Source organism: Oleiphilus sp. HI0079 (genome assembly GCF_001635105.1).
Map to the genome: position 1 here is coordinate 1 of NZ_LWFT01000681.1, position 849 is coordinate 849.

General features: G+C 45.3%; 1 protein-coding gene. It reads right to left on the minus strand.

Annotated features, from left to right (window positions below; genetic code table 11):
* A partial coding sequence (locus A3750_RS26135; protein ID WP_197475016.1) for a hypothetical protein occupies positions 1 to 849 on the minus strand: 849 nt, incomplete at both ends.

Below are 849 nucleotides of genomic sequence, written 5' to 3' on the forward strand. Positions count from 1 at the left end.
GCTGCTTAACAAATCCGTAATAGGCCATTTGACCAACGACTCTTTTTTCCTTAACAATTCTACTGCATCAAGCGGAGTGATCGTATCCTCTCGCAAAACTAGAAGTGCAGCTTTGAGCTCTGCGTTACCCTCATAAACGTAGGCGTCCTCGATCAGCGTTTGAACTTCAAAAATATCTGCAGCCGTGTCGACCCGAGACTCAAGATCAGCCAATTGATTCCGAGCAACAAGATCGGTATCGAACCAGCCTTTTTCTTCAGCTTCATCAAAAATCTGGTCAATTCTAGATGCTATCTCCGTTTTGGATAAGGAAGCGACTCTAAGAGCATTCATCTCGTTATAGAATTCACTCCAACCCGCTAGCTTCACCGAATCAGTTTCAAAACCTGAAAAAGCTCGAGCTATTGACTCAACGCGCTCAAACGAAATCTTATCAGAGTTATCATCAAGAGCCTGGTGTAGCTCGTCCAGCACGGTTGGAATACTCGCCACTCGCGATTTGATATCTGCGAGATTTGCATACACTGCAATGATCTCGGCAACTGCGTCTTTGTGAAAACTATTTGTCTCAGACGTCACAAATGACTCAAGGATTTGCACAGCAACAGTTACAGAACCAGCGGCATCTATATCGCTTTTTAAATCATGAATGCCGCCGACAAGCTGATCTTGCGCAGCAATTCGACTTAGCGCGCTGAGAACCTCTACATCACTCAAAGTGCTTAACTGGAGGTTGCCGTCTTGATAAACCACGCCCAAGTCATAGAGAAGATCGAAGAAGTATTCCGACGCCCGAGATAAGTCGCCAAAAGCGCCGCTCTCAAGATCGACCTTGTAAAAATCAACCTT